The 24,168-nt window shown below is 68.9% G+C and carries 25 protein-coding genes; 18 read left to right on the top strand and 7 right to left on the bottom strand.

Translation table 11 applies throughout. The annotated features are described in order from the left end of the window. Positions 1-30: 30 nt before the first annotated feature. From FY251_RS05010 to rpiA, 4 genes are all read left to right on the top strand, one after another. On the top strand, positions 31-2,025 hold the full coding sequence (locus tag FY251_RS05010) for an endonuclease MutS2 (protein ID WP_148413731.1): 1,995 nt from the start codon (positions 31-33) through the stop codon (positions 2,023-2,025). A gap of 54 nt (positions 2,026-2,079) precedes the next feature. Beyond that, a complete protein-coding gene (locus FY251_RS05005; RefSeq protein ID WP_148413730.1) occupies positions 2,080-2,349 on the top strand; it encodes a hypothetical protein in 270 nt (89 codons plus the stop codon). Positions 2,350-2,502: 153 nt separating this feature from the next. Beyond that, complete coding sequence (locus FY251_RS05000; protein ID WP_089777260.1) at positions 2,503-3,627, top strand: ORC1-type DNA replication protein; 1,125 nt, start codon at positions 2,503-2,505, stop codon at positions 3,625-3,627. A 49-nt stretch (positions 3,628-3,676) separates the two neighbouring features. Further along, a complete protein-coding gene (gene rpiA, locus FY251_RS04995) occupies positions 3,677-4,369 on the top strand; it encodes a ribose-5-phosphate isomerase RpiA (RefSeq protein ID WP_148413729.1) in 693 nt (230 codons plus the stop codon). A 166-nt stretch (positions 4,370-4,535) separates the two neighbouring features. On the opposite strand, the gene FY251_RS04990 is transcribed toward rpiA, so the two are convergent. Next, on the bottom strand, positions 4,536-4,703 hold the full coding sequence (locus FY251_RS04990) for a DUF1931 family protein (protein WP_004045310.1): 168 nt from the start codon (positions 4,701-4,703) through the stop codon (positions 4,536-4,538). A gap of 184 nt (positions 4,704-4,887) precedes the next feature. On the opposite strand from FY251_RS04990, the gene larB reads away from it, so the two are divergent. The 4 genes from larB to FY251_RS04975 all read left to right on the top strand — a co-directional run bounded on the left by larB (position 4,888) and on the right by FY251_RS04975 (position 7,781). Next, positions 4,888-5,649, top strand: a complete 762-nt coding sequence (gene larB, locus FY251_RS04985; RefSeq protein ID WP_148413728.1) for a nickel pincer cofactor biosynthesis protein LarB — start codon at positions 4,888-4,890, stop codon at positions 5,647-5,649. Positions 5,650-5,786: 137 nt separating this feature from the next. After that, a complete protein-coding gene (locus FY251_RS22470; protein ID WP_187367346.1) occupies positions 5,787-5,936 on the top strand; it encodes a hypothetical protein in 150 nt (49 codons plus the stop codon). Positions 5,937-6,030: 94 nt separating this feature from the next. Next, the gene (locus tag FY251_RS04980) at positions 6,031-6,270 is read left to right on the top strand and encodes a GIY-YIG nuclease family protein (RefSeq protein WP_007275531.1); all 240 of its coding nucleotides are present in this window, start codon (positions 6,031-6,033) and stop codon (positions 6,268-6,270) included. A gap of 137 nt (positions 6,271-6,407) precedes the next feature. Beyond that, entirely contained in the window at positions 6,408-7,781 is a 1,374-nt protein-coding gene (locus FY251_RS04975) for a phosphoglucomutase/phosphomannomutase family protein (protein WP_148413727.1), read from the top strand. A 9-nt stretch (positions 7,782-7,790) separates the two neighbouring features. Here the strand turns inward: FY251_RS04975 and FY251_RS04970 are convergent, their stop codons facing one another. The 3 genes from FY251_RS04970 to samp2 all read right to left on the bottom strand — a co-directional run bounded on the left by FY251_RS04970 (position 7,791) and on the right by samp2 (position 8,891). Beyond that, positions 7,791-8,171, bottom strand: coding sequence for a helix-turn-helix transcriptional regulator (locus tag FY251_RS04970; RefSeq protein ID WP_148413726.1), 381 nt, complete (start codon positions 8,169-8,171; stop codon positions 7,791-7,793). Between the two features lie 89 nt (positions 8,172-8,260). Continuing rightward, entirely contained in the window at positions 8,261-8,683 is a 423-nt protein-coding gene (locus FY251_RS04965; protein WP_148413725.1) for a GNAT family N-acetyltransferase, read from the bottom strand. A gap of 7 nt (positions 8,684-8,690) precedes the next feature. Continuing rightward, entirely contained in the window at positions 8,691-8,891 is a 201-nt protein-coding gene (gene samp2, locus FY251_RS04960) for a ubiquitin-like modifier protein SAMP2 (protein WP_148413724.1), read from the bottom strand. Between the two features lie 105 nt (positions 8,892-8,996). Here samp2 and FY251_RS04955 point away from each other — a divergent pair, with 105 nt between their 5' ends. Next, positions 8,997-9,980, top strand: coding sequence for a replication factor C small subunit (locus FY251_RS04955; protein ID WP_089777267.1), 984 nt, complete (start codon positions 8,997-8,999; stop codon positions 9,978-9,980). A 90-nt stretch (positions 9,981-10,070) separates the two neighbouring features. Here the strand turns inward: FY251_RS04955 and FY251_RS04950 are convergent, their stop codons facing one another. Together FY251_RS04950 and FY251_RS04945 are read right to left on the bottom strand one after the other, a co-directional pair. After that, positions 10,071-12,422, bottom strand: coding sequence for a GAF domain-containing protein (locus tag FY251_RS04950; RefSeq protein ID WP_187367351.1), 2,352 nt, complete (start codon positions 12,420-12,422; stop codon positions 10,071-10,073). 147 nt (positions 12,423-12,569) lie between these two features. Further along, positions 12,570-13,055 (bottom strand): TspO/MBR family protein, encoded by a 486-nt coding sequence (locus tag FY251_RS04945; protein ID WP_148413722.1) that lies wholly within the window; start codon positions 13,053-13,055, stop codon positions 12,570-12,572. Positions 13,056-13,177: 122 nt separating this feature from the next. Between FY251_RS04945 and alaS the strand changes: the two genes are divergently transcribed. The 9 genes from alaS to FY251_RS04900 all read left to right on the top strand — a co-directional run bounded on the left by alaS (position 13,178) and on the right by FY251_RS04900 (position 21,976). Continuing rightward, entirely contained in the window at positions 13,178-15,946 is a 2,769-nt protein-coding gene (gene alaS, locus FY251_RS04940) for an alanine--tRNA ligase (protein WP_148413721.1), read from the top strand. A gap of 126 nt (positions 15,947-16,072) precedes the next feature. Continuing rightward, positions 16,073-16,849, top strand: a complete 777-nt coding sequence (locus FY251_RS04935) for an alpha/beta fold hydrolase (RefSeq protein ID WP_148413720.1) — start codon at positions 16,073-16,075, stop codon at positions 16,847-16,849. 114 nt (positions 16,850-16,963) lie between these two features. Next, the gene (locus FY251_RS04930) at positions 16,964-17,677 is read left to right on the top strand and encodes a type 1 glutamine amidotransferase (protein ID WP_148413719.1); all 714 of its coding nucleotides are present in this window, start codon (positions 16,964-16,966) and stop codon (positions 17,675-17,677) included. A gap of 140 nt (positions 17,678-17,817) precedes the next feature. Beyond that, entirely contained in the window at positions 17,818-18,981 is a 1,164-nt protein-coding gene (locus FY251_RS04925; RefSeq protein ID WP_148413718.1) for an acyl-CoA dehydrogenase family protein, read from the top strand. A 108-nt stretch (positions 18,982-19,089) separates the two neighbouring features. Beyond that, positions 19,090-19,380, top strand: a complete 291-nt coding sequence (locus FY251_RS04920; RefSeq protein ID WP_089779808.1) for a hypothetical protein — start codon at positions 19,090-19,092, stop codon at positions 19,378-19,380. A gap of 114 nt (positions 19,381-19,494) precedes the next feature. Next, positions 19,495-19,818 (top strand): ferredoxin family protein, encoded by a 324-nt coding sequence (locus tag FY251_RS04915; protein WP_148413717.1) that lies wholly within the window; start codon positions 19,495-19,497, stop codon positions 19,816-19,818. A gap of 44 nt (positions 19,819-19,862) precedes the next feature. After that, positions 19,863-20,237 (top strand): VOC family protein, encoded by a 375-nt coding sequence (locus FY251_RS04910; RefSeq protein WP_089779804.1) that lies wholly within the window; start codon positions 19,863-19,865, stop codon positions 20,235-20,237. 121 nt (positions 20,238-20,358) lie between these two features. Continuing rightward, positions 20,359-20,811, top strand: a complete 453-nt coding sequence (locus FY251_RS04905) for a ferritin-like domain-containing protein (RefSeq protein ID WP_148413716.1) — start codon at positions 20,359-20,361, stop codon at positions 20,809-20,811. 202 nt (positions 20,812-21,013) lie between these two features. Continuing rightward, the gene (locus FY251_RS04900; RefSeq protein ID WP_148413715.1) at positions 21,014-21,976 is read left to right on the top strand and encodes an L-lactate dehydrogenase; all 963 of its coding nucleotides are present in this window, start codon (positions 21,014-21,016) and stop codon (positions 21,974-21,976) included. 27 nt (positions 21,977-22,003) lie between these two features. Here FY251_RS04900 and FY251_RS04895 read toward each other — a convergent pair whose 3' ends face one another. Continuing rightward, positions 22,004-24,121: a (Fe-S)-binding protein gene (locus tag FY251_RS04895; protein WP_148413714.1), complete on the bottom strand. Its 2,118-nt coding sequence runs from the start codon at positions 24,119-24,121 to the stop codon at positions 22,004-22,006. Positions 24,122-24,168 lie beyond the last annotated feature (47 nt).

Genomic DNA, 24,168 nt, shown 5'->3' with positions numbered 1-24,168 from the left:
TTTGTCCTATGCCGCGATAGGTCCGCCCGAATGGACTTCGAGACCATCCCGGGCGTCGGCGAGAAGACCGCCGCCGCGCTCGCGGAACTCGACGACGCCGAGCGGGCGCTCACCGACGGCGACGTGGCGGCGCTCGCGCGGGCACCGGGGCTCACGGAGGGCCGGGCGGCGGCCATCGCCCGCGGGGCGATTCGCCGCGACCACGGCGACCCCGGCGGCTTCCTCGCCACCGACCGCGCCTCGGAACTCTACCGCGACGCGCTCGGTCTCCTGCAGGCGCGGACGGTCACGACGTACGCCGAGAAGCGACTGGAGACGCTGTTTCCCACCGGGTCGGCCTCGCGCATCGAGGAGGTCCGGGCGTTCGCCGCCGACGCGACCGACCTCGATCCCGACCCCGACGTGCTCGCGGCGCTGTCGGGCGTCGAACCCCTCGCGGACCCGACGCCGCGGCGCGTCCGCGAGCGCTGTCTCGCCACCGCCGACGCGGAGCGCTACGCCGCCGCCAAGGAGGCGTTCCCCGAACTCTCCATCGAGGTCGTCGAGAACGGCCGCGACATCGCCGAACTCGCGCGGTCGTACTCCACGGTGGTCGTGCTGGACGAGTCGTTCGCCGGCATCGACGTCGAGGGCGACGTGCGCGTGCTCCCCGACGCCGCCGAGCGGACCGACGAGGTCGTCCCCGAGCGACTGCTCGCCTTCTTCGCCGCGAACCGCGAGGCCTTGGAGGCGGCCGCCGCGGTCCACGAGACCGCCGGTCTCGACCCGCCCTGTGACCTCGCCGCCCTCCGCGACGCGCTCTCCCGGTTGGCCGACGACGGGACCGTCCTCGGCGACGACGAACTCGAACGCCTCTCGAACGCGGTCGACGACCTCGACACCGCCGTCTCGACCGCCGAATCGGTCGCCAACGACCGGCTCCGCGACGCGATTCGAGAGCGCGACGTGACCATCGAGGGGACCGACTTCCTCTCGCTGGTCGAACAGGGCGCGCGCGTCGACTCCCTGCTGTCGCGCGAACTCGAAGACGAGTTCGACGAGGCGCTGGCCGCCGCCCGCGACCACCTCGTCGAGTCGCTGTCGCTCCGCCCCGGCGAGGCCGACCTGACGGAGCGGGTGTTCCCCGAGGACCCGTCGTTCCCGCTCGGTCACGACGAGGAGGCCGTCGGCCGGCTCCGAACCGAACTGAAGGCCGCCCGCGACCGCCGCGCCGCGAAGCTGAAAGCCGACCTCGCGGCCGACCTCGGCGACCTGCGCGACCCCGTCGAGACGCTGGTCCGCGACGCGCTCGAACTCGACGTTCGCCTCGCAGTCTCGCGGTTCGCCCGCGACTTCGACTGCGTCTTCCCCGAGTTCACCGGCGCGGCCGGAAACGACGGTGCCGGCTCGTTCGCCATCGAGGCCGGCCGCTCGCCCCTCCTCGACGTGGACTTCGCGGCCGTCGACCCCGTGGACTACGAGGTGTCGGGCGTCACGCTCCTGTCGGGCGTCAACAGCGGTGGCAAGACCTCGACGCTCGACCTCGTGGGCCTCGTCGTCGTCCTCGCGCACATGGGGCTTCCCGTCCCCGCAGACTCGGTCCGGCTCTCGCGGTTTTCCGAACTCCACTACTACGCCAAGTCGCAGGGCACCCTCGACGCCGGGGCCTTCGAGAGCACGCTCCGCGACTTCGCCGCGCTCACCGACGGCGCGGCCGACCGACTCGTCCTCGTGGACGAACTGGAGAGCATCACCGAACCCGGCGCGTCGGCCAAAATCATCGCCGGCATCCTCGAAGAACTCGCGGAACAGGGCGCGGCCGCGGTGTTCGTCTCCCACCTCGCCGGCGGCATCCGCGAGGCCGCCGACGTGTCGGTCGCGGTCGACGGCATCGAGGCGGTCGGGCTGGAAGACGGCGAACTCGTCGTCAACCGCTCGCCCGTGAAGGACCACCTCGCGCGTTCGACCCCGGAGCTCATCGTGGAGAAACTGGCCGGCGAGAACGAGACGAGTTTCTACGGGCGACTGCTGGAGAAGTTCGACTGACGCCCTCGCCCGCGGCGACGCACGATTTATCTTGATTCGCCGACAACTCCGCCCGTGCCCTCCGATTCGCTCTCCCCCGAGGAACGACAGCAGTACGACCTCGTCTACCACGCCACGAAAAACGCCATCTGGGACGTGCTCGGGACCGCGGTGTACCTGCTGTTTCTGGTGTTCGGCGGGTTCCTCGTGCTGTCCGTCTTCGTGCTCCCGGCGCTGGGTGCGTTCTCGCAGACCGCCGATTCGCCGGTCGTGCTCGGTATCGGCGCGGTCGGGCTGATTCTGCTCGTCGCCATCGGCTACCGAATCGTTCGGCTCCTTCAGTAAGTGACGTACCGGCTCGCGACCTCCCACCGGACCGTGGCGACGACGCCGACCGCCTCTCGCGGGCGGGTGCGAGCGAGACAACGCGTCCGTCCGCCCCCCGTCGGACGCCGCCGCGGTAAACGATTAAGTCCCCCGCGCGTGGTACTTTACTCGATGAGGGAGGACCCCGAAGAGGGGATGCTGTCGTGGGACGAGACGGTGTTCCGCGACGAACACGTCTTCGAAATCGACCACGTTCCGGAGACGTTCAACCACCGCGAGAGCCAACTGCGGAGCCTGAAGTACGCGCTCCGGCCCGCGGTCCGCGGCTCTCGCCCCCTGAACACGATGGTGCGCGGGCCGCCGGGGACGGGCAAGACCACCGCGGTCCAGAAGCTGTTCGGCGAGTTGGGCACGCAGTCGGGCGTCCGGACCGTCCGGGTGAACTGTCAGGTCGACTCGACGCGCTACGCGGTGTTCTCGCGCGTCTTCGAGCACATCTTCGAGTACGAACCCCCGTCGTCGGGCATCTCGTTCAAGAAGCTGTTCGGCCAGATAACCGACCGCCTCGTCGAGGACGACGAGGTGCTCGTCGTCGCGCTCGACGACGTGAACTACCTGTTCTACGAGAACGAGGCGTCCGACACGCTCTACTCGCTGTTGCGCGCCCACGAGGCGCACTCCGGCGCGCGCATCGGCGTCATCATCATCTCGTCGGACCTCTCGCTCGACGTCATCGACGAACTCGACGGGCGCGTCCAGAGCGTCTTCCGGCCCGAGGAGGTGTTCTTCCCCCGCTACGACGTGGACGAAATCGTCGATATCCTCCGCGGCCGGTCGAAGCGCGGCTTCCACGAGGACGTCATCGGCGCGCCCGAACTCGACCAGGTCGCGGAGTTCACCGCCGACAGCGGCGACCTCCGGGTCGGCATCGACCTGCTCCGCCGCGCCGGGCTCCACGCCGAGATGCGCGCCTCCCGCACGGTCGACATGGAGGACGTGGAGGCGGCCTACGACAAGTCGAAGTACGTCCACCTCTCGCGGTGTCTGCAGGGGCTTTCGGACCCCGAGCGCGAACTCGTCCGGGTCGTCGCCGAGTACGACGGCGAGCGCGCCGGCGCGGTGTACGACGCCTTCAACGAGGAGACCGACCTCGGCTACACGCGCTACTCCGAACTCGTGAACAAACTGGACCAACTGGGCGTCATCGAGGCGCGCTACACCGAAATCGAGGGACGCGGCCGCACCCGCGCCATCTCGCTCGCCTACGACGCGGACGCGGTCTTAGACCGCCTCTGACGCCGTCGATTCAGGACCATTTTTACTCGCCGGCCGAGTCGGCTGAGCCATGAAGACTACCGGCGGAACCGACGCGCAGAAGCGCCGCGCCGCGGCGGCGGCGGTCGAAGCGGTCGAAGACGGGGCCGTCGTCGGGCTCGGCACCGGCAGCACCACCGCGTTCGCCATCCGCGCCATCGGCGACCGCGTCGCCGACGGCCTCGACGTCCGGGGCGTCCCGACCTCCTTCGCGGCCCGCGAACTCGCCCGCGAGTGCGGCATCCCCGTCGTCGACCTCGACGAGGTGGACGCCATCGACCTCGCCATCGACGGGGCCGACCAGGTCGCCCTCGCCGACGGCGCGCTCGTCAAGGGCGGCGGCGCGGCCCACGCCCGCGAGAAGGTGGTCGACGCCTTCGCCGACCGATTCCTCGTCATCGCGGACCCCTCGAAGACCGCGGAGACGCTCTCGCAGGCGGTTCCCATCGAGGTGCTTCCGTCGGCGCGGACGACCGTCGCGGCGGGCGTCTCGGACCTCGGCGGCGAGGCGACGCTCCGCCGAGCAGAGCGCAAGGACGGCCCCGTCGTCACCGACAACGGGAACCTCGTTCTCGACTGCGAGTTCGGGACGGTTTCGGACCCCGAGTCGCTCGCGGCCGCCCTCGCGTCGCTCCCCGGCGCGGTCGAACACGGCATCTTCGTCGGCCTCGCGGACGCGGTCTACGTCGGCACCGACGACGGCGTCGACGTGACCGAGTTCTGACTCGGTTGGTCCGGCGCTCGAACGGGTCTGGGACTGACCGAGTGGTCCGCCGCTCGAACGGACGCCTTCGACCGGCTCGACTCGCGGGGCGAGTCGACTTCCTTCGGGGGGCACAGCCGGCGCTCGTCGGGCGGCGATAAAAGAACGAGAGGTCTAAAGACCGAGTTTACAGGTCGCGGGGCTGGACCGTCTTACGGTCGTTCTGCTCAGCGCGGCGAGCAGCGTCTTCGAGAAGCTCCTTGACTTCCTCGTCGAGAGCGTCGTAGAAGTCCGAGGCCACGTTCTTGTCCTTGAGCGCTTCCTTGACGGCTGCCTTGACAATGAGGTCTGCCATACAGAATGTTCTACCGATTCTCCTTTAATAAACTTTCCTATATTGGACGTTAATACCGCCGGATTTGGGGGTTATGGCGCTTCTATGAGGACGGATTTCTCGGGAACAATCTCCACTTATATATGCTTTGCCCCCGCGAGGGCGGAACGACGGGTATGAGTACGCCTCGGGCCAACGTGCGGGCATGCGCGACATCTTGGAGGCGGTCGCGGACGGTTCGCTCTCGCCCGCCGAGGCCGAGGTACGACTCTCCGGGTACGCGACGACGGACGCCGGACGGTTCGACGCCGCCAGAGAGACCCGGCGCGGCGTCCCAGAAGCGATTCTTGCGGAGGGAAAAACGCCGGACGAGACGGCCACGCTTGCCGTCGCGGCGGTCGAAACGAGCGGGCGGGCGCTCGTCACCCGGGCCGACACCGCCCACGCCGAGGCGGTCGCCGACGCCCTCCCGGACGCCGACATCGACCGCGACGCCCGGGCGAAGACGGTCGTCGCGGCCGCCCCGGAGTTCGAGCGCCCCGACCTCGACGCGACCGTCGCCATCGCCACCGGCGGCACCTCCGACGCCGAGGCCGCGGGCGAGGCGGCCGCCGTCCTCCGCGAGATGGGCGCGGCCGTCGAGCGAATCGAGGACGTGGGCGTCGCCCACCTCGGCCGCGTGCTCGACCACCTCGACACGCTCCGCGAGGCCGACGTGGTCGTCGTCGCCGCCGGCCGCGAGGGCGCGCTTCCCACGGTCGTCGCCGGCCTCGTCGACACGCCGGTCATCGGCCTGCCCGTCTCGACGGGCTACGGCCACGGCGGCGACGGCGAGGCCGCCGTCCTCGGGATGCTCCAGTCGTGTACCGTGCTCTCCGCGGTGAACGTCGACGCCGGCTACATCGCCGGCGCGCAGGCCGGACTCATCGCCCGCGCGGTCGCCGACGCCCGCGACGACGACGCCTGACCGGTCCTGAGTGGGCGCTCCTCGGAGATCTTCCGGGGTCGTGCGCGATTTCGCGTGCGTACGCACACGCGCGAAGCCCTCATATGGGTGGGGTACTGTGTATCACACACCGGCTTGGTGGCTGCCGGACCGCAACAATGCCAGTCTGTGACCACTGCGGGTCACACGTCTCCGAGCGCTTCGCACGCGTGTTCGCCGACAAGGACGGGCAGGTGCTCGCCTGTCCCAACTGCTCGGCGAACGCGGGTATCGCGGAGGTCGCTCGACAGCGTGCCCGCACCGCATGACCACTGAAGCGACAAAAGACCACCACGCGAAGCCAACTCCCCGTGCGCGAGGTCGGGCGCAGGGTTCATACCCGCGCCCCTGAACCGTTCTCTCGTGCACTTCGTCTACGTCATCGAGTGCAGCGACGGCTCGCTGTACACCGGGTACACGACCGACGTGGAGCGACGCGTCGCCGAACACGACGCCGGCGAGGGCGCGAAGTACACCCGCGGCCGGACCCCGGTCGAACTCGTCCACGTCGAGGCGTTCGAGTCGAAGTCGGCGGCGATGTCCCGCGAGTACGAGATCAAACAGCTCCGCCGCCGGGAGAAACTGCGGCTCGTCGAGTCGTGAGCGCGTCGTGAGCGGGTCGGGGCCGCGTCGGAGTCGCGTCGCGGTCGGCGTGTTCCCGCCGGGTCGCCGCCGCCGCACGGCCCGACTCTATTTGGCTCGTAACGTAGTTTTTTGCCCCGCCGCGGAGTGGTTCGCGTATGGACGAAATCTCATTCGGGACCGACGGGTGGCGCGCCACGCTGGACACCTTCACCGACGACCGGGTCCGCGTCGTCGGACAGGCGGTCGCGGACTACCTCGCCGACGAGGGGTTCACCGCGCCGGTGCTCGTCGGCTACGACGCCCGCGAGACCTCCCCCGGCTTCGCGGAGTCGCTCGCGGAGGTCGTCGCCGGCAACGGCTTCGACGTGCTCCTCCCCGAGCGGGACTGCCCGACCCCGCTGGTCGCCTACGCCATCGCCGACCGCGGCCTCTCGGGGGCGCTCATGGTCACGGCCTCGCACAACCCGCCGGAGTACAACGGCGTGAAGTTCATCCCCTCGGACGGCGCGCCGGCGCTCCCCGACGTGACCGACGCGGTCGCCGAGCGACTCGCCGAGCCGGACCTCCTGCCCGAGTCCGAGCGCGGGACCATCGAGCGCGTGGACGTGGTCTCCCCGCACGCCGACCACGCGATGGACCTCGTCGGCGACGATCTCTCGGGTCTCACGGTCGTCTACGACGCCATGCACGGCAGCGGTCGCGGCGTCACCGACGCGCTCCTCGAAGCCGCCGGCGCGGAGGTCGTCCGCCTGCGCTGTGAACGCGACGCCGACTTCGGCGGCATCTCGCCGGAGCCCTCCGCGGAGAACCTCGACGGCCTCGCCGAGGCGATGGCCGAACACGACGCGGACCTCGGGGTCGCCAACGACGGCGACGCCGACCGCATCGGCATCGCCACGCCCGACCGGGGCGTCCTCGACGAGAACCTCTTTTTCGCCGCCGTCTACGACTACCTGCTCGAATCCGACTCCGGCCCGGCCATCCGGACCGTCTCGACCACGTTCCTCATCGACCGCATCGCCGAGGCCCACGGCGAGGAGGTGTTCGAGACCGCGGTCGGCTTCAAGTGGGTCGCCGACGGCATGCGCGAGCACGACGCGCTCATGGGCGGCGAGGAGTCCGGCGGCTTCTCCGTCCGCGGGCACGTCCGCGAGAAGGACGGCGTGCTCATGGGCCTGCTCGCGGCCGCCGCGACCGCCGAGGAGGACTTCGACGCCCGTCTCGACCGCATCGAGGCCGAACACGGCGAAATCGTCGCCGACAAGATAAGCGTCGCCTGCCCCGACTCCGAGAAGGCGCGCGTCATCGACGACCTTGAGGACGCGCTCCCCGAGACGGTCGCCGGCCGCGACATCGCCAAGGTCGTCACGCTCGACGGCTTCAAACTCCTCTTAGAAGACGGCTCGTGGCTCCTCGTCCGCCCCTCGGGGACGGAGCCGAAGATGCGCGTCTACGCGGAAGCCGGGACCGAAGACGCGGTCTCGGCGCTCCTCGACGCCGGCCGCGAACTCGTCGAACCGCTCGTCTGAGCGGACCCCTCAGAGCTCTCGTCTCTCTTCTTCGTCGCCGACCGGCCTGACGACCCCGCGGTACGCCGGCGTGAAAAGCGGGAGCGTCTCCGCGTGGTCGGTCAGCGAGACACCGTCGCCCGCCGACTCGACGAGGTCCGCGGCCCGAAGCTTCGGCAGGTGAACGTGGACGATGCCGACCTCCGCCTGCCGGACGACCCGCACGTCCACCTCGTCGGGCGGGAGATCGGTCGTCCGCACCGCGAGGGCGACCGCGAGGTCCCACACCGACGCCGGCTCCGTCCGGTCGTGAAGGTACTCCAGCACGTAGCGGCGCGACGGGTCCGCGAGCGCCTCGAAAACGCGGTCCCAATCGGTCAGGATACGGTCGCTCCGGTCTCGCTTTGCCATGGGCTTGACTCCCTAGCCCTTGACGACCGGCGGGTAAATCTGTGTCGGTTGTTAACTATTATCACTTTTCGGAGTCGGCGGCGCGGCCGTCACTCGCCGCGCAGGACGCCGCGAAATCGCCTCTCGTCGCCGTTTCGCTCCTCGATGTCGAATCCGAGCGACTCGTAGAACTGCTTGACGCCCCCGTCGAAGTCGGCGACGAGTCGGCCCCGACGGTCGAGCGCCGCCCGGACGAGTTCGGTTCCGACGCCCCGACCGCGGCGACTCGGCGAGGCGGCCACGGCGTCGACGTAGTCGCCGTCGAGCACAAGCGCGCCGACGACCCGGCCGGACGCCTCGGCGACGAGGCAGCCTCCGGCGGCCAGTCGGTCGCGGACCTCGCCCGCGTCGGCTTCGAGCAGTCCGGCGTCGAGGACGCGCATCACGGCCACCAGTTCGGCGGGGTCGCCCTCGCGGACGCGGATGCCGTCGTCTTCGGTGGTGTCGCCGTCGGTCTTCGGGGTGTCGTCCATGCGCCCACTACCCGCCTTTGATGAGGCGGAGCACCTTCACGCGGTCGGCTTCGACGGGCTGGTCTTCGGGGACGGGGCGGCCGTCGACGAGGACGGTCACCTCGTGGGGGCTGAGGTCCACCGCCCGAACGAGGTCCGCGTAGGTCCCGTCGTCGCCGACGGCGACCTCGCTGGTCTCCTCGCCGACGACCTCGACGGTCACGTTCATGGTCGGGCGTGGGTCGGGCGCGGGTTTCAGTCCGTCGGCTCGGCGTCGACTGAGGGCGCTCTCCGTCTCGCACGGTTTATGTGCGGGGCGGCCGGTAGAACGGATATGAGCGAGGCCGCGGAGTCGGGCGACGCCCCGGCGGGTCGTGAAATCTGGATCGAGAAGTACCGACCGCAGACGTTCGACGACGTCTACGGACAGGACGACATCGTCGAGCGCCTGCGGAGCTACATCGAGCGCGACGACCTGCCGCACCTCCTGTTCGCGGGGCCGGCGGGCGTCGGCAAGACCACCTCCGCGACGGCCATCGCCCGCGCCATCTACGGCGACGACTGGCGCGGCAACTTCCTCGAACTCAACGCCTCCGACGAGCGCGGCATCGACGTGGTCCGCGACCGCATCAAGAACTTCGCGCGCTCGTCGTTCGGCGGCCACGACTACCGCGTCATCTTCCTCGACGAGGCCGATTCGCTGACGAACGACGCGCAGTCGGCGCTCCGCCGGACGATGGAGCAGTTCTCCGACAACACCCGATTCATCCTCTCGTGTAACTACTCCTCGAAGATTATCGACCCCATCCAGTCGCGCTGTGCGGTGTTCCGCTTTTCCCCGCTCGGCGACGACGCCGTCGCGGAGCAGGTCCGCGACATCGCCGCGGCCGAGGACATCGAGGTCACAGAAGACGGCCTCGACGCGCTGGTCTACGCCGCCGGCGGCGACATGCGCCGCGCCATCAACTCCCTGCAGGCCGCCGCGACGACCGGCGAAGTCGTGGACGAAGAAGCCGTCTACATGATTACCTCGACCGCCCGCCCCGAGGACATCGAGAAGATGGTCCGGGACGCCATCGACGGCGAGTTCACGGCCGCGCGCAAGCAGTTGGAGACGCTCATCGTCGACACCGGGATGGCCGGCGGCGACATCATCGACCAGCTCCACCGCTCGGTCTGGGAGTTCGACCTCGACGAGCGCGAGGCCGTCCGCCTCATGGAGCGCATCGGCGAGGCCGACTACCGCATCTCCGAGGGCGCGAACGAGCAGGTCCAACTCGAAGCGCTCCTCGCGTCGCTCGCGCTCTCGCAGAACTGAACTCGGTACACTGAACCGGCCGCGCCGACCGCCGCGGTCCCCGGTCGTCTCCGGTCGTCTCCGGTCTCTCCGCTCGTTTTCACTCGCCCGTCACGCCCGGAACTCGAAGCGTGCGCCGCCCGCCGTCCCCGAAGTCACGATGGCCGTCCAGCCGTGGGCCTCGGCGATGGATTCGACGATGGCGAGGCCGTAGCCGATACCGTCGTCGCCGGTCGTCTCGCCCGGTTCGAACACCTCGTCGCGGCGCTCGGGCTCGATGCCGGGGCCGTCGTCTTCGACGTAGAAGCCGCCGTCGACGCCGCCGACCTCGACGCGCACGCCGCGACCGCCGTGTTCGACGGCGTCGTCGGACGGAGTCCGACTGCCCGTCGAGCCGTGCTCGACGGCGTCACCAGACGCAGTCTGGTTGCCCGTGGAACCATGTTCCACGGCGTTCCGAAACAGGTTCGCCAGCAGTTCGACGAGGCGGTCCTCGTCGGCGTCGACGACGACCGACTGGCAGATGACCAACTCGGCGTCGGCGGTCTCGGTCGTCGCCCACGCCTGTTTGGCGACCGCCGGGAGGTCGACCCGCTCGGTCTCGTCGACCAGCTGGCCGCGGCGGGCGAGCGACAGCAGGTCGTCGATGAGCTGTTCCATCTGTTCGAGCGCCCGCTCGGCGGTGTCGAACCGCGTCTCCTCGCCGGTCTCGCGGGCGAGGTCGAGGTTTCCGCGGGCGACCGAAAGCGGGTTCCGCAGGTCGTGGCTCACGATGTTCGCGAACTCTTCGAGCCGCTCGTTCTGTCGCTCTAGCTCGCTTTCGCGGGTCTTCCGCTCCGTGATGTCGGTGTAGATGGCGTAGCCGGCCCCGCGCTCCTCGCCGGGCGACAGCGGGACGACGTTCAGGATGAACTCGCGGACCCCGCCCTCGGTCCGGCGGCGGACCTCCCCGCGGTAGCTCCCGCCGGTGGCGACGAGGAGTTCGGGGATGGTCTCGTCGGCCCCGGGCTCGGGAACCGGGCTCGGGTCCGGCTCCGGCGGGACGATTCGCCCGAGGAGGTCGCTTCCGACCACGTCGGCGGCGTCGTAGCCGAACGCCGACTGGAACGCCCGGTTCACGTCGCGGACGGTGAGCGCGCCGCCCTCCACGTCGTAGGCGACGGCGGCGTCGGAGACGTGTTCGAACAGCGCCGTCGAGCGGTCGCGCTCGTCTCTGAGCCGCGATTCGGCGCGGATGCGCTCGGCGGTGACCACGACGTGCGCCATGAGGAGTTCGGTCAGTTCGGCGTCCCGCTCGTCGAACGCGGCGGGCGTGAACGCGGTCGCCTGAAAGACGCCGATGTCGCCGATTGGAACGCTCAGGACGGCGCGGTACATCCGCTTGACCGGCCGCGCCTCGGGGTGGTCGCGCACGTCGTCCGTGATGTCCGTGGTCCCGGACAGGAACACCTCGGCCGCGATGCCGCCGTCGTCGAGCGAAACGCGCTTCGCGCCGTCGGCCGGCGCGTCCGACGAGATGGCCGCCGGGACGATGTGTCCGTCCTCGACGACGCCCACGTAGCTGATGTCGAACTCCAAGATGTCGTCGGTGATTTCGACGGTCTGCTCGAACAGTTCGTCGAGGCTCGTCGCCGCGGCCAGTTCGGTGGCCCCTCGGTGGAGTCGCTCTATCTGCTCGCGGCTCTTTCTGAGGGCGGCTTCGGACTCGATGCGGCTCCTCGTCTCGGAGACGTAGGAGACGAGGAGTTCGGCCAGCGTGAGGTCGGTCTCGTCGTACGCGCCGACCTCGTTGGAGATGGCTTGGAACACGCCGTCGTCGCCCGCGGGGACGCTCACCGCCGAGCGATAGGCGGGGTCGTTGGGGTCGGCTTCCGGGTGGTCGCGCACGTCGTCCACGAGAAACGAGCGTTTGGTTCGGTGCGTCTCCCCGAGCAGGCCCATGTCGCTGGGTATCGGGCCCAGTCCGGCCATGTCGTCGTTGTTGGCGACGACGTAGAACCCCTCGCCGTCGTGGCGGAAAAACGAGGTGTTGTCGAATTCGAGGATGTCCTCGGTGAGTCCGATGGCGCGTTCGTACAGTTCCTCGACCGTCTCGGCGGCGATGAGCTCCGTCGTCCCCTCGTAGAGCCGTTTGAGGCGGTCCCACTCGGGGTCGTTCCTCGGCTCCACCGCCCGCTCGGCGTCCCGCCCCGCGCCCGCGTCGTCGGCGGACGCGAGCAGCCAGCGGACCTGCGATTCGAGCGCCGCGCGGTCGCCGCGGCTGACGTAGGCGTCGAATCGCTCGGGCTGCTCGACGTCCTCGGGCGGCGCGTCGGTGTACAGCACCGTCGGCACGTCGCAGGGAACCTCCGCGTCCGGGTCCGTGACGACGACGCACGCCGCGTCGCTCGGGCCGCTCTCGTCACTCGGTGACGCCACCGTGACCCCGTCGCCGAGGTCGATATCGTCGGGGTCGTCGTCCACGAAAACCGTTGGGTCCCTCGCGTGCACGGCAGTCCTCCTATCGAACGGCAACGAGAACTATAATCGTTGCGGCATGTTCCCAATAAGCAAGAACACGCCGCGAGCCGTTTGAATCGGCGGAGCGGGGCTTCGACCCCGCCGGATTGCTCAGTTAAGCGACCAGAAGCCGTAGTTGAGTACGGTGGCGAACCCCGTCCACAGGAGATAGGGGACGAGGAGGGCGGCGGCGCGCCGGTCGACGGCGACGAACTCGCGCATCGTCGCCAGAATCGCCGCGAGGAGGACGACGATGACCGCGAGACCGGCCGCGGGCGACCGCAGGCCGAAGAACGCCGCGGACCACGCGACGTTGACGACGAGGTGACCGACGAAGACGGCGAGCGCGCGCTCGCGCCGGGGGTGGTCGCGCCGGGAGACGAGCCACGCGGCGACGCCCATGAGGGTAAAGAGGGTTATCCAGACCGGGCCGAACACCCAGTTCGGCGGGGCGAACCACGGGCGGGCGAGGGTCGCGTACCACGACCCCACGGCGGTGACGGTGAAGACGCTCCCGAGCGCGCCGGCGAGTTGCGCGAGGACGACCCACGCGAGCAGTTCGACCGCCGGTCGACGCCGGAGCGAGGCGAGTTCCATACTCCTCGTTGGTTCGGGAGGGAAAAGAACGACGCGGCCCGTGCGGGCGAAATTGAGGGGAATCGGGCGTCTGCGCCCATTTCCCGGAACTGTTTTACCCGACCGTAGACCAGAGTTTGGCAATGAGCGAACTCGAAGCGGAGTACCGCCTCGACTACTTCGAGGAGGAGGGCTTCTACCGGAAGCAGTGCCCCGTGACGGGGGTCCACTTCTGGACACGAGACCCCGACCGCGAGACCTGCGGTGAACCGCCCGCCGACGACTACACCTTCATCGACAACCCCGGCTTCGACGAGGAGTACACCCTCGAAGAGATGCGCGAGAAGTTCCTCTCTTTCTTCGAGGACCACGACCACGAGCGCATCGACCCCTACCCGGTCGCCGCGAACCGCTGGCGCGACGACGTGCTCTTGACGCAGGCCTCTATCTACGACTTCCAGCCGCTCGTCACGTCCGGCGAGACGCCGCCGCCGGCCAACCCGCTGACCGTCTCCCAGCCCTGTATCCGGATGCAGGACATCGACAACGTGGGCAAGACCGGCCGCCACACGATGGCGTTCGAGATGATGGCCCACCACGCGTTCAACGCCCGCGAGGAGGCCGGCGACAAGTACGCCTACGAGGGCGAGGTCTACTGGAAGGACGAGACGGTCCGCCTCTGCGACGAGTTCTTCGAGTCGCTCGGCGCTGACATCTCCGAAATCACCTACATCGAGGACCCGTGGGTCGGCGGCGGCAACGCCGGTCCCGCCTTCGAAGTCCTCTACCGCGGTGCCGAACTCGCCACCCTCGTCTTCATGTCGATGAAGCAGGACCCCGACGGCGACTACGAACTCAAGGACGGCAACACCTACTCGCCGATGGACACCTACATCGTCGACACCGGCTACGGCCTCGAACGGTGGACGTGGGTGTCGCAGGGGACGCCGACGGTGTACGAGGCCGTCTACCCCGACATGATAGAGTTCCTGAAGGACAACGTCGGCATCGAGCACACCGACGAGGAGGAGGAACTCATCCACCGCGCGGCGAAGCTCTCGGGCCACCTCGACATCGACGAGATCGACGACCTCGCCACCGCGCGCGCCGAGGTCGCGGGCGAACTCGGCGTCGACGAGGCCGAACTCACGTCTCTGCTCCGCCCGCTCGAAGACATCTACGCCATCGCGGACCACTGCCGCACCCTCGCGTACATGTTCGGCGACGGCATCGTCCCCTCGAACGTCGGCACGGGCTACCTCGCCCGCATGGTCCTCCGGCGCACCAAGCGCCTCGTGGACAACCTCGGCGTGGACGCCCCGCTCGACGAACTCGTGGACATGCAGGCCGAGCGGCTGGACTACCAGAACCGCGACACCATCCGCGACATCGTCCGCAGCGAGGAGCGCAAGTACAGAAAGACGCTCGAACGCGGCTCCCGCAAGGTCCAACAGCTCGCCGACGACTACGCCGACAAGGACGAGCCCATCCCGGTCGACGAGCTCATCGAACTGTACGACTCCCACGGCATCCAACCCGACATGGTGCAGGAGATCGCCGAGGAGCGCGGCGCGACCGTCGACATCCCCGACGACTTCTACTCGCTCGTCGCCGACCGCCACGAGCAGGTCGACGGCGAGGCCGAGGCCGCCGAGCGCGACGACCGCCTCGGCGACCTGCCGGCGACGGACAAGCTCTACTACGACGACCAGGAGCGCACCGAGTTCGAGGCCGTCGTCCTCGACGTGTTCGAGCGCGAGGAGGGTTACGACGTGGTGCTCGACCAGACGATGTTCTACCCCGAAGGCGGCGGCCAGCCCGCCGACCACGGCTCGCTCGCCACCGACGACACGACCGTCGAGGTGACCGACGTGCAGATCGTGGGCGACGTGGTGCTCCACCGCACCGACGAGGACCCCGGTAAGGGCGAGTTCGTCCGCGGCCAGCTCGACGCCGAGCGCCGCCGTCGGCTCATGCGCCACCACACGGCGACCCACGTCATCGGTCACGCCATCCGGACGGTCCTCGGCGACCACATCCGGCAGGCCGGCGCGTCGAAGGGCGTCGACCGCTCGCGGCTCGACGTGACCCACTACGAGCGCATCACCCGCGAGGAGGTCAAGCGGATAGAGCGCGTCGCCAACGAACTCGTGATGCGGAACATCCCGGTCAAACAGGAGTGGCCGGACCGCCGCGACGCCGAGAACAAGTACGGCTTCGACCTCTATCAGGGCGGCATCCCGCCGGGCGAGCAGATTCGCCTCATCCACGTCGGCACCGACGTGCAGGCCTGCGGCGGCACCCACGTCAAGCGCACCGGCGACATCGGGGCCATCAAGGTGCTGACCACGGAGCCCGTGCAGGACGGCGTCGAGCGCGTCGTCTTCGCGGCGGGCGACGCGGCCATCGAGGCCACCCAGCGCACCGAGGACGCGCTCTACGGCGCGGCCGACGTGCTCGACGTGAACCCCGCGGACGTGCCCGAGACGGCCGAGCGCTTCTTCACCGAGTGGAAGGCCCGCGGCAAGACCATCGACCGCCTGAAGACGGAACTCGCCGAGGCGCGCGCCGCGGCGGGGGCCGACGAAATCGACATCGACGGCACGCCCGTCGTCGTCCAGCGCCTCGACGGCGACGCGGACGAACTCCGCGCGACCGCCAACGCGCTGGTCGAGGAGGGAAAGGTCGCCGTTCTCGGCTCCGCCGCGGGCGGGAGCGCCCAGTTCGTCGTCGGCGTCCCCGACGACGTGGGCATCAACGCCGGGCAGGTCGTCGGCGAACTCGCCGGCAAGGTCGGCGGCGGCGGCGGCGGCCCCGCGGACTTCGCGCAGGGCGGCGGCCCCGACGTGGACGCGCTCGACGACGCGCTCGACGAGGCTCCCGACGTGCTGCGGACGGTCCTGAACGCCTGAACGCCTGAACGCCCGAACGCCTGCGTCGGTCGCGCGACCCGCCCCGGTTCGCTTTCGCTCTCGTTTTCGCTTTCTCCGCGTCCCCGAGACGGACGCCCTAAGTCGCTCGCCCGCCGAGCCTCCGGTATGCCCACGGCAGTCGCGGACGGGGTCGAACTGTACTACGACAGCGAGGGCGACGGCGAGACGGTCGCCTTCGTCGGCGACGCGGGCTACGGCGCGTGGCAGTGGGGCTGGCAACACGCCGCCGTCGCCGGCCCCTACGAGAGCCTCGTGACCGACCTCCGCGGGGCCGGCCGCTCCGACGCCCCCGCGGGACCGTACTCGGTCGAGACGCTCGTCTCCGATCTCGTGGCCGTCCTCGCGGACGCGAACGTCAGGAAGGCCCACCTCGTCGGGTTCGGTCTCGGCGGGCTGGTCGCGCTGGAGGCCGCGCGGACGACGAACCGCGTTCGGAGCCTCGTCCTCGTCGGCACCGCGGCCTCGGGAGACGGTATCGACCCCGAACCGCTCTCCGCCGCGCCCGACGACCCGGCGGCGCTCCGCGAGTCGCTCGCGCCGGCGCTCTCCGAGGCGTTCCGCGCGGAACAGCCCGACGTGGTCGAGCAACTCGTCTCGTGGCGCGAACGCGAGGACGCCGCCCCCGAGGCGTGGGCGGCGCAGGCCGCCGCGGTCGCCGACTACGACGCCGGCCCGCTGTACGAGGTGACGGTCCCGACGCTCGTCCTCCACGGGGACGACGACCCGGTCTGGCCGGTCGAGGGCGGTCGCGCGCTGGCCGAGGGGCTCCCGCGCGGCGAGTTCGAGTCGTTCGCGGGCGCGCGCCACCTCGTCACCGTCGAGCGGTCGCGGCTCGTCAACGACGCGCTGATCGCCTTTCTCGAATCGCTCGACGACGACTGAGCGTCGCTCCGGCGCGAAGACGACGCGCTCGCCGCAGACGCGACCCGTCGCAGGTGCCGGCAGAGGCCGGTCCGGGCGCAACTTCTTTAGAGCCGCACCGATTGTCTCCCCACGATGACTCGCCCGCGACTCGCGTTCTTGGACGCCTCCCACGGCGATTCGAGCACGTCACGAAACTTCAGGCGCGAACTCGACGCCGACCTCGTCGAGTTCGACGTGACCGACGGCCGCCTCCCCGACCACTTCGACTACGACGGCGTCGTCATCAGCGGCTCGTCGTCGTCGGTCTACTGGGACGAGGCGTGGATTCGAAACCTCGTGTCGTGGGTCGCCGACGCCGACGAGCGCGGTCTCCCCCTCTTGGGCGTCTGTTTCGGCCACCAGGTCGTCGCGGCGGCCCTCGGCGGCACCGTCGAGGACATGGGCGCGTTCGAACTCGGCTACAACGAAGTCGAGCGGACCCGCGGCGACGACGGGGGCGACATCCTCGCCGGCATCGGCGAGCGCTTTACCGTCTTCACCTCCCACGGCGACCGAGTGAGCGAACTCCCGCCGGGCGCGGACCTCCTCGCCGAAAACGAGTTCGGCGTCCACGCGTTCCGCCGGAACCACGCCTTCGGCGTCCAGTTCCACCCCGAGTACGACACCGACACCGCAGAGGACATCGCGAGGCAGAAAGACTTCCTGCCCGACGAGCGACTTCGGTCGGTCGTCGACGGCATCACGCCGGAGAACTACGCCGACGCCTGCGAGGCCAAGCGCCTGTTCGACAACTTCGTCGGCTACGTGAATCGAACGAACGCCGGCTCGGTCGAATCGGCGGCCTGAGCGTCGCCGGCCGCCGCGAGGGTCCCGCGTCGCAATCGAACCGCAACCGAGTCGCTTCTGTCCCCGATTTTCGTCCGTCAGTCTCCCCGAACGCTCGACCGGGCGAATCGCTTTTCACCGCGCCGAGCGCAGAGTCTGTCATGCTCGATTATCTGGAATTGGAGGGGGACCTGACCGGCGAAGAGAGACTCGTCCGCGACGAGGCCCGGCGCTTCGTCGACGAGCAGGTCAAACCCGACATCGGCGAGCACTACGAGGCCGGGACGTTCCCGACCGAGCTCATCCCGAAGATGGGCGACCTCGGCTTCTACGCGCCCAATCTCGACGGCTACGGCCTCCCCGGTCTCGGCGAGCGCGCCTACGGCCTCCTGATGCAGGAACTCGAAGCCGGCGACTCCGGCCTCCGGTCGATGGCGAGCGTCCAGGGGTCGCTCGTCATCTACCCCATCCACGCCTACGGCTCCGACGAGCAGAAAGAGCGCTGGCTTCCGAAACTCGGGTCGGGCGAGGCGGTCGGCTGTTTCGGCCTGACGGAACCGCAACACGGTTCGGACCCGTCGGGGATGGAGACCCGAGCCGAGCGCGACGCCGACGGCTACGTCCTCAACGGCTCGAAGACGTGGATTACGAACTCGCCCATCGCGGACGTGGCGGTCGTCTGGGCGCGCGACGCGTCGGCGGAGGGGTCGCCGGTCCGCGGCTTCCTCGTCGAGACCGACCGCGACGGCGTGACGACGAATAAAATCGAGGGCAAACTCTCGATGCGCGCGTCGGTCACGGGCGAAATCGGCCTCGACGACGTGCGCGTCCCCGAGGAGGACGTGCTCCCGGGCGTCGAGGGGATGAAGGGGCCGCTTTCGTGTCTCACGCAGGCGCGGTTCGGCATCGCGTGGGGCGTCGTCGGCGCGGCCCGCGACGCCTTCGAGGACGCCCGTCAGTACGCGAAGGACCGCGACCAGTTCGGCGGCCCCATCGCTCGGTTCCAACTCCAGCAGGGCAAACTCGCCGAGATGGCGACCCAAATCACGAACGCGCAGTTGATGGCCCACCGCCTCGCCGACCTCAAAGAGCGCGGCGACCTGCGACACCAGCAGGTGTCGATGGCGAAGCGTCACAACGTCCGCGTCGCCCGCGAGGTGACCCGAACCGCCCGCGAGATGCTCGGCGGCAACGGCATCACGACGGACTACTCGCCGATGCGCCACATGGAGAACATCGAGACCGTCTACACCTACGAGGGGACCGACGACATCCACACGCTCGTCCTCGGCGCGGACCTGACGGGAATCGAAGCATTCCACTAGAACTTGGGAGCGGACGCCCCCGTGGCTTTCGCGGTCGTGCGTGACGCATGACAACAGTACACATACATTTATATCTCCCCGCCCATAGGATACGATAGAGGCCCCACAATGACCACATCGGCCCAGGACCGTCCGACGGCGCTCGACCTCTCTCGCGAAGAGACGTGGGTCGTCCACGCCGCGTTGCTCGACGCCATCGAGCGGGCGGTCGATGCAGACGAAGAGCCGACGCCGGCCCCCGGCCTGCTCGCGCGGGTCGAGGCCGGCGACGAAGATTTCGACAGCGCCGAACTCGACTATCTCGTAGACGCCCTCCGAACCTATCGGAAGCGGGCACCCGCCCGGGACGACCACCACATCTCGCGCGTCCTCGAACACATCGAGGCCGCGCGGGTATAGTCGTCCGTCCGACGCCCAGTTCGCTGCTTTCCTTTCGCCGTCCCCGGCGCAGTCCCCGATTTCTCGCGTCGCCGATGCGGGCGTTTTAGTACGCGGTGCGGCCAACGCCCGGCGATGGCTATCGACTCGAACTTCGACCAGAACCGGGAACGTGCGGGCGAGGAAAACGGCGTCGCCGTCTGGGGACCGGTCGACCCGCCGGCGAAACTCGGCGTCCACGGCACCCACGTCGCCGTCGACTACGACATCTGTCTCGCGGACGGTGCGTGCCTCGAAAACTGCCCCGTCGACGTGTTCACGTGGGTCGACACGCCCGACCACCCGGTGAGCGAGCGGAAGGTCGAACCGACCAACGAAGACCAGTGTATCGACTGCATGCTCTGTGTCGACATCTGCCCCGTCGACGCCATCGACGTGGACGCCTCGCGGCAGGCCTGACGCGAAGACCAGACGTTATCTCTCCGGGCCGCGTCGCGTCGGCCATGGGTCTCATCCACACCGCCCTCGTCGTCTCGGACATCGACGCCACGCTCGACTTCTACGCCGACCTCGGTCTCGAACAGACCAACGAGTTCGAACTCGACGGCGTCCGGAACGTCTACGTCGGCAGCGACGACACCGACATGGAACTGCAGTTCAAGTACGACCCGACCTCGGCGGCCCGCGTCGAACCCGCCGGCATCGACCACGTCGCGGTCGAGGTCGCGGACGCCGACCGCGCGTTCGAGGACATCGTCGAGGCGCAGTCGCCGGAGGTCGTCAAGCCGCCGGTCGACATCGACCCGGCGAACGCACGCGCGGCGTTCGTGAAAGACCCCGACGGCTACGTCGTCGAACTCGTCGCGCTCGAAGACTGAACCTCCCGCGCCGCCGACCCGTCTCGCACGCCGATTTTCCCCGACGCCGACGCGTCGGCCACCCGGTCGGCCCGCCGCGGCGAACAGCTATTTGTTGCCAGAGCGTCAATACGAAGTCGCTATGTCTGAGGACGTGACCGCGCTGTTGAAGCGCGCCTATCAGGACGAGATCGAGACGGTGATGAACTACATGACGAACTCCATCGTCCTCGACGGCGTCCGGGCCGAGGAGATAAAACAGTCCCTCCAGACCGACATTCAGGAGGAGCTCACCCACGCGGAGCAACTCGGGAACCGGCTGAAGCAGCTCGACGAGAAGCCGCCGGGTTCGGCGTCCTTCGAGGCGCGCCAGCACGACCTCCAGCCCCCGGAGGACAGCACGGACGTGCTCGCCGTCATCAACGGCGTTCTCGCGGCCGAGGAGGACGCCATCGAGACCTACCGGGCGCTCATCGACGCCGCGGAGGAGGCCAACGACCCCGTCACCGAGGACCTCGCCGTGACCATCCTCGCCGACGAGGAGGCCCACCGGACCGAGTTCCGCGGCTTCAAGAAGGAGTACGACCGCGAATAGCGTCGCGGGCGGCGGGCGACCGCACCCGCGACGGTCGGCGTGGTACCGGTGCGACGGTTCGGCGACTCCGATTATTCTTCATTTCAAAAAATGGCCCGCTACCGACCGGTATCTCACAAATTATCATCTGTTACAGGAGTAGTACTCCCAGTTCTTCGAAACGGAGCTCTGTTTTTATCAAGCCGTCGCCCGAACGACCGGTATGAGCACTGAACGCGGCAAAGGTACGGTCGCGGTCGTCGGCGGTGCGGGCGCAGTCGGGTCGAGCACGGCGTTCGCGCTGATGGAGAGCAGTCTCGTGGGCGAGATAATCCTCGTCGACATCGCCGAAGAGCGCGTCGCGGGCGAGGCGATGGACCTCAACCACGGCTCGTACTTCACGTCGCCGGTCCGGGTGCGGACGGGGGACTACGAGGACTGCTGGGACGCCGACGTGGTCATCGTCACCGCCGGAGCCAGCCAGCAGCCCGACGAGACCCGCCTCGACCTGATGGAGCGGAACGCCGACATCTTCGCCGACATGATTCCGCAGATTACGGAGGGACTGAACGACGACGCCGTGATGCTCATCGTCACCAACCCGGTGGACGTGCTCTCGTACGTCACGTGGAAGGTGTCGGACCTGCCGGCCGAGCGCGTCATCGGCTCGGGGACCGTCCTCGACACGTCGCGGTTCCGTCACTCGCTCAGCCGCGAGTTCGACCTCGACCCGGCGAACGTCCACGCCTACGTCGTCGGCGAGCACGGCGACAGCGAGGTCCTCGTCTGGAGTTCGGCGAACCTCGGCGGCATCCCGTTCGAATCGTACGCCACCAGCCACGGCGTCGAGGACGTCGACGCGCTCAAAGCCCGCGTCGAAGCGGAGGTCCGCGAGGCCGCCTACGAAATCATCGAGCGCAAGGAGCGGACGAACTACGGCGTCGCCCGCTCGGTGGCCGCGACCACGGAACGCATCCTCGGCGACGACAACTCCATCCTCACCGTCTCGACGCTCGTCTCGGGCGAACACGGCATCGACGACGTCTACATGAGCCTCCCGTGTACCGTCAACCAAGGCGGCGTCCGCGACGTCCACGAGTTCGACCTCTCGGAAGCCGAGACGGCCGCGCTCCGGGAGTCGGCGGGCGTCATCCGCGAGTCCCTCGACCGCTTGGACGTAGAATAAATCGAAGAACTCGGCCGCGCCGCCGACTCAGTCGGCCGACGCGGGCGTCGTATCTGCGCCCGCTTCCGTCGTCGCGGCGGCCTTCGCGTCGAGCGCCTCCACGACGAGTTCGGCGATGTCCACGACGTCGATGTCGTCCTCGTAGTCGCCGGTCTTGCGGCCGTCTTCGTACATCGTCGCGCACATCGGGCAGGCGACGACGAACCGCTCGACGCCGCCGGTCGTGTCGTCGAGCGCCTCGCGCAGGCGCTCTTCGGACGGCTTCGACTCCTCTTCGTGGTCCATCCAGAGGCCGCCGCCGCCGCCGCCGCAGCAGAACGACTGGTCGCGGTTGCGGGGCATCTCGGCGAGTTCGACGCCGGTCGCGCGGATGACCTCGCGGGGCGCTTCGTACTCGCCGTTGTAGCGGCCGAGGTGACACGGGTCGTGGTACGTCACCGTCTGGGCGGCGAGTTCGTCGCCCGCGAGGTCGAGGCGGTCGTCGCCGACGAGGCGCTCGACCAGTTGGGTGTAGTGGTACACCGGATAGTCGAACGAGTCGTCCATCTCCGGGTACTCGTTTTTGAACGTGTTGTACGAGTGGGGGTCGGTGCAGACGATTTTGTCGAACTCGCAGTCGGCCATCGCGGCGACGTTGTCCTCGACGAGCATCTCGTAGAGGCCCTCCTCGCCGACGCGGCGCACGTCGTTGCCGTCGTGCTGTTCGTCCTCGTAGAGGATGCCGTAGGAGACGCCCGCTTCCTCGAAGATGCGGGCCAAAGAGCGGGCGACGGCGCGGTTGCGCTCGTCGTAGGAGGGGTAGTCGCCGACGTACCAGAGGAACTCGACCGATTCGTCGCGGGCGTCGGGCACCTCGAAGTCGAGGTCGTCGGTCCAGTCGGGCCGCTTGCGCTGGGGGTCGCCGAAGGCGTTGCCGTTCTGGAAGATGTTCATCATCGCCTCCTGGACCGGCTCCTGCTGTTGGCCCGTCTCGGTGAGCCGGCGGTTCATCTCGGTGAAGTGCGTCAGGTGCTCGATATCGACCGGGCAGGCGTCCATGCAGGCCATGCAGGCCATGCAGGACTCCATCGACTCGGCGTCGACGACGGAGGTGCCGCCGTCGGCGACGATGTCGATTGAGTCGCCGCCGGCGTCGACCGACTCGCGGTAGGTTTTCAGGTCGAGAATCACGTCCCGCGGGTCGAGGTTGCGGCCGGAGGCCTTCGCCGGGCAGGCGTCGGTACAGCGGCCGCACTTCGTGCAGGCGTCCATGTCGAGCATCGCCTTCCACGAGAAGTCGTCCTCGGAGACGTAGCCGATTTCGTCCGGCGGCGTGTCCGCGGGCACCGCCGGCAGGCGCTTTCCGGCCTTCTCGTCTGCGGTGACGACGTTGGCGAAGGAGGTGAGCATGTGCAGGGGCTTGGCGTAGGGGACGGCGGCGACGAACGCCAACGCGAGGAGCGCGTGGGACCACCAGCCGAACCAGTAGAGCGTCTGCGCGAGGCCCTGCCCCATGCCCGCGGCCTCGAACACGACGGCGACGAAGTAGCCGACGAAGCTCACCGTCTCGAAGTCGGGGAAGTCGGTGCCGACGATGCGGACGCCTTCGAGGACGTAGCCGCCGACGCCGAGCAAAAAGAGCGTCCAGACGAACACGGCGTCCTCGAAGCCGGTGTGTTTGCCCCACAGCCGCGGGTGTCGGACCCCGTAGCGCCGCCACAGCGCCATCCCGACGCCGACGACGAACGCGAGACCCATGAGGTCCATGACGAACGAGTACGAGCGGTAGAAGTCGCCGACGAAAAAGGAACTGCCCGTCACCCGCCGCCACACGTCGATGTCGATGGCGAGGATGGTCGTCCCGATGAGGAGCGTCAGGAACCCCCACATGATGAACGCGTGCATCACGCCGGCGAACCGGTCGCGCTCGAACTGCTTCTCGTTGGAGAACACCACCTTCGCCGCCCGAACCGTCCGCCCCGGGAGGTCGGACAGCCGGTCGAACGGGTCCTCGCCGCCGCGCGCGTACCGGGCGAACCGCTCGTACACCCCGTAGAGGAACACGAGCGACGCGATGGCGGCGAGGCCGTAGAAGAGCGCCTCGCCGACGGGACTGATCGTCCAGAACGTCTCCCGCGTAACATCCGCCTGTGCCGCAAAGTCCATAATCAATCACCGGAGAACGGAGGGTTAAATCTTGCCACCCACTGCAC

The sequence above is a fragment of the Haloferax sp. KTX1 genome (genome assembly GCF_902410085.1).
In the GTDB taxonomy this organism is placed as follows: Archaea; Halobacteriota; Halobacteria; order Halobacteriales; family Haloferacaceae; genus Haloferax; species Haloferax massiliensis.
This window is presented reverse-complemented; position numbering and strand designations above follow the sequence as displayed.

Excerpts from the sequence above, each read along its gene's own strand:
- samp2 (WP_148413724.1), bottom strand. The coding sequence starts at position 8,891 with ATGAACGTGACCGTCGAGGTCGTCGGCGAGGAGACCAGCGAGGTCGCC.
- FY251_RS04910 (WP_089779804.1), top strand. The coding sequence starts at position 19,863 with ATGGGTCTCATCCACACCGCCCTCGTCGTCTCGGACATCGACGCCACG.
- FY251_RS04920 (WP_089779808.1), top strand. The coding sequence starts at position 19,090 with ATGACCACATCGGCCCAGGACCGTCCGACGGCGCTCGACCTCTCTCGC.
- FY251_RS05010 (WP_148413731.1), top strand. The coding sequence starts at position 31 with ATGGACTTCGAGACCATCCCGGGCGTCGGCGAGAAGACCGCCGCCGCG.
- alaS (WP_148413721.1), top strand. The coding sequence starts at position 13,178 with ATGAGCGAACTCGAAGCGGAGTACCGCCTCGACTACTTCGAGGAGGAG.
- FY251_RS04970 (WP_148413726.1), bottom strand. The coding sequence starts at position 8,171 with ATGGCAAAGCGAGACCGGAGCGACCGTATCCTGACCGATTGGGACCGC.
- FY251_RS04925 (WP_148413718.1), top strand. The coding sequence starts at position 17,818 with ATGCTCGATTATCTGGAATTGGAGGGGGACCTGACCGGCGAAGAGAGA.
- FY251_RS04955 (WP_089777267.1), top strand. The coding sequence starts at position 8,997 with ATGAGCGAGGCCGCGGAGTCGGGCGACGCCCCGGCGGGTCGTGAAATC.
- FY251_RS04965 (WP_148413725.1), bottom strand. The coding sequence starts at position 8,683 with ATGGACGACACCCCGAAGACCGACGGCGACACCACCGAAGACGACGGC.
- FY251_RS04895 (WP_148413714.1), bottom strand. The coding sequence starts at position 24,121 with ATGGACTTTGCGGCACAGGCGGATGTTACGCGGGAGACGTTCTGGACG.
- FY251_RS04905 (WP_148413716.1), top strand. The coding sequence starts at position 20,359 with ATGTCTGAGGACGTGACCGCGCTGTTGAAGCGCGCCTATCAGGACGAG.
- FY251_RS04915 (WP_148413717.1), top strand. The coding sequence starts at position 19,495 with ATGGCTATCGACTCGAACTTCGACCAGAACCGGGAACGTGCGGGCGAG.
- FY251_RS04975 (WP_148413727.1), top strand. The coding sequence starts at position 6,408 with ATGGACGAAATCTCATTCGGGACCGACGGGTGGCGCGCCACGCTGGAC.
- FY251_RS05000 (WP_089777260.1), top strand. The coding sequence starts at position 2,503 with ATGAGGGAGGACCCCGAAGAGGGGATGCTGTCGTGGGACGAGACGGTG.
- FY251_RS04930 (WP_148413719.1), top strand. The coding sequence starts at position 16,964 with ATGACTCGCCCGCGACTCGCGTTCTTGGACGCCTCCCACGGCGATTCG.
- rpiA (WP_148413729.1), top strand. The coding sequence starts at position 3,677 with ATGAAGACTACCGGCGGAACCGACGCGCAGAAGCGCCGCGCCGCGGCG.
- FY251_RS04945 (WP_148413722.1), bottom strand. The coding sequence starts at position 13,055 with ATGGAACTCGCCTCGCTCCGGCGTCGACCGGCGGTCGAACTGCTCGCG.
- FY251_RS22470 (WP_187367346.1), top strand. The coding sequence starts at position 5,787 with ATGCCAGTCTGTGACCACTGCGGGTCACACGTCTCCGAGCGCTTCGCA.
- larB (WP_148413728.1), top strand. The coding sequence starts at position 4,888 with ATGCGCGACATCTTGGAGGCGGTCGCGGACGGTTCGCTCTCGCCCGCC.
- FY251_RS04935 (WP_148413720.1), top strand. The coding sequence starts at position 16,073 with ATGCCCACGGCAGTCGCGGACGGGGTCGAACTGTACTACGACAGCGAG.
- FY251_RS04990 (WP_004045310.1), bottom strand. The coding sequence starts at position 4,703 with ATGGCAGACCTCATTGTCAAGGCAGCCGTCAAGGAAGCGCTCAAGGAC.
- FY251_RS04900 (WP_148413715.1), top strand. The coding sequence starts at position 21,014 with ATGAGCACTGAACGCGGCAAAGGTACGGTCGCGGTCGTCGGCGGTGCG.